General features: G+C 72.9%; 3 protein-coding genes. All 3 read right to left on the bottom strand.

The window, feature by feature from the left end:
* Positions 1-786: MFS transporter (locus ACTUAL_RS31310; RefSeq protein ID WP_440902752.1), on the bottom strand; the 786-nt coding region annotated here is incomplete at its 3' end.
* Positions 783-2,108, bottom strand: a complete 1,326-nt coding sequence (locus tag ACTUAL_RS31305) for an NtaA/DmoA family FMN-dependent monooxygenase (RefSeq protein ID WP_218180941.1) — start codon at positions 2,106-2,108, stop codon at positions 783-785. The genes ACTUAL_RS31310 and ACTUAL_RS31305, both read right to left, overlap by 4 nt.
* Positions 2,109-2,113: 5 nt before the next feature.
* The coding region (locus tag ACTUAL_RS31300; protein ID WP_440902751.1) for a cysteine hydrolase family protein at positions 2,114-2,422 on the bottom strand (309 nt) is incomplete at its 5' end.

The raw sequence follows: 2,422 nt of genomic DNA, 5'->3' as shown, positions 1-2,422 counted from the left end.
CCGGTCCCGGAACAGGGGCACCGGCACCAGCGCCCGGTCCGGCTCGCCGCGCTGCGCGAACACCACGCAGCCCACCAGCGCCAGACCGACCAGCACCGCCGCCCAGCCGGGCACCCACGGCGGAAGCACCCCGCCGTGGATGCCGGCCACCACGCCGAACACCCCGAGCCCGCTGACCAGCACGCCGGTCACCGGGATCGCAGTCCGCAGCGGCTCCGCGCGCGGCAGCCACACCCAGGCGGCGGCCAGCGCGACCAGTCCGATCGGCACGTTGACCAGGAAGATCGACTCCCAGCCCCACGTGCCCACGAGCACCCCGCCCAGCAGCGGGCCGCTCACCGAGGCCACCCCGCCGACCGAGGCCCACACGCCCATCGCCACGCCCAGCGCGGGGAACGCGAACAGCCTGCGGATGATCGTCATGCTCTGCGGCGTCATCAGCGCCGCGCCCAGGCCCTGCACGACCCGCCACGCCACCAGCGCCAGCGGGCCCGACACCAGGCCGCACGCCAGCGACGCCAGGATGAACAGCACCAGACCCGCCAGGTACACCGCGCGGGCCCCGTACCGGTCGCCCAGCCTGCCCGCCACCAGCAGCGGCACCGCGTACGCGAACCGGTAGGAGCTGTGGACCCAGATCGCCGTGCCCTCGTCGGCGCCCAGGTCCGCCATCAGCGCGGGCAGCGCGACGGAGATGATCGTGCTGTCCACCAGGAGCAGGAAGAAGCCGAGGCAGAGACTGGCCAGGGCCAGCCAGTCCCCGCCCCGAGGGGTCGACGTGCTCACGCCGACAGGTTCTCGCGCAGCGTGCGACCCGAGCGGGGCGCGCCCAGCGCGCCCCTGCGGCGCAGCTCCGGCACCAGCAGCTCGGCGATGTCGTCGAAGCCCGACGGCATCCCGGTCGGGCTCGACAGCATGTAGCCGCCGCGCGACCCGGTCGCCGCGAAGTTCTCCTGCAGCGCGTCCGCGATCGTCGCCGCGTCGCCCACGACCGTGTGGTCGATGCCGGTGGCGCTGCGCCAGCCGTGCTCGAAGAACTCGGCTCGGGTCAGCACGTGCTCGTCGCCCAGCTCGGCCGCCAGCGACGACACCAGGCCCGCCTGGCTCGCCTGCGCGGCGTGGATCCGGTCGCGCAGCTCGCCGATCGCGAACTTCTCCGGCAGCGTCGAGTAGTCGTAACCGGTGTTGTGCGACAGGTACGCGCCCACCGCCTCGTGGTCCCAGAACGCCAGGACCTCGTCCCGCCGGGCGCGCGCCTCGGCGTTCGTGCGGCCCACGATGACCTGGTTGGCCCACAGGATGCCGACCTTGGCCGGGTCCCTGCCCTCGGCGACCAGCGCCTCGTCGAGGAGCGCGCGGTGCCGCAGCTGGCCCTTGAGGTTCGCGCCGAAGCCGAACACGACCTCGGCGAACTTCGCCGACGCCGCGATGCCGCGCGGCGAGTTCCCGGCCTGCACCAGCACCGGGCTGATCTGCGGGCTGGGCACCGCCGACAGCGGGCCCTTCACCGTGAAGAACTTCCCGCGGTGGTTGATCGGCGCCACCTTCGACGGGTCGGCGAACCGCCCCGTCGCCCGGTCGCGGACGATCGCGTCGGGCGCCACCGAGGCCCACAGGGCCTGGCACACCTCGACGAACTCCTCCATCCGCTCGTACCGCACGTCGTGGTCGAGCAGCTTGTCGTAGCCGTAGTTCGCCGCGTCCGCGCCCCGCGTGGAGGCGACCACGTTGAACGCGACCCGCCCGTTCGTGACGTGGTCCAGCGAGTTCAGCAGCCGCGCCACGTAGAACGGGTGCATGAACGTCGACGAGTAGGTCAGGCCGAACCCGATCGACGAGGTCACCGTGGACATCGCCGCGATCACCGGCGACATGTCCTGGCGCGGCCACTGGATGCCCCACTCCACGGCGGGCTCGATCGAGCCCCGCCAGGTGTCCGGGATGCCGCTGCCGTCGCCGAAGAACAGCATGTCCACGCCGACCCGCTCCGCGGTCTGCGCCAGCTCCATGAACATCCGCACGTCCGGGAAGTCCCGGCCCTCCCACGAGCCGGGGCGCGCCCAGCGCCCCTCCGTGTGCGTGAAGGACAGGTCGAACGCGATGCGCATACCGCTCACCGATGGGCTCCCGTCAGTCGTGCGGCGCCCCAGGACGCCCACGTCCGTTGCAGATCGGCGGAGCTGGCGAGCACGGCCGAGGTCAGTTCCAGCTGGTTCAGCGCGGCGCGCTGAACCTCGAGGTCGTACGCGGCCACCGCGTCGGTGGCCACCACGACCGGGTACCCGTGTTGGAAGGCGTCCACCGCGGTGGCGGCCACGCAGCACTCCGTGGTCAGCCCCGCGACGGTCACCCAGTCGATCCCCTGCTCGTGCAGCAGGTCGGCGAGCCCGGTGCCGTGGAAGCCGCTGTAGCCGCGCTTGGC

The sequence above is a fragment of the Actinosynnema sp. genome, assembly GCF_052038725.1.
This window is presented reverse-complemented; position numbering and strand designations above follow the sequence as displayed.

What these genes read in the sequence shown, in the direction of transcription:
- ACTUAL_RS31305 (WP_218180941.1), bottom strand. Translation starts at nt 2,108, where the DNA reads ATGCGCATCGCGTTCGACCTGTCCTTCACGCACACGGAGGGGCGCTGG.